General features: G+C 41.2%; 1 protein-coding gene. It reads left to right on the forward strand.

Annotated elements, in window-relative coordinates:
• The coding region (locus SMIDD26_RS11025) for an HAD family hydrolase (protein WP_134990325.1) at positions 1-267 on the forward strand (267 nt) is incomplete at both ends.

Consider the following 267-nt stretch of genomic DNA (forward strand, 5'->3'; position numbering starts at 1 on the left):
TTGCCTATAAGTCAGGTTTGAGGGAAGGTCATGCCTATACAGTTGATGATGAAGGGGATATGATTCTAACTGGTTATTTAGCCTTCCTAGATCCTCCTAAACCATCTGCAGCACCAGCAATTAAGGCTCTGTTAGAACATGGAGTTCAAACAAAGATTTTGACGGGAGACAACGAAAAAGTTACCCAAGCAGTTTGTGAAAAGGTTGGTTTGGATATCAATCAGATGCTGTTGGGGTCCGAAATTGATCAGATGAGTGATCAAGAAT

Source organism: Streptococcus mitis, assembly GCF_001579035.1.
Taxonomy (GTDB): Bacteria; Bacillota; Bacilli; order Lactobacillales; family Streptococcaceae; genus Streptococcus; species Streptococcus mitis_J.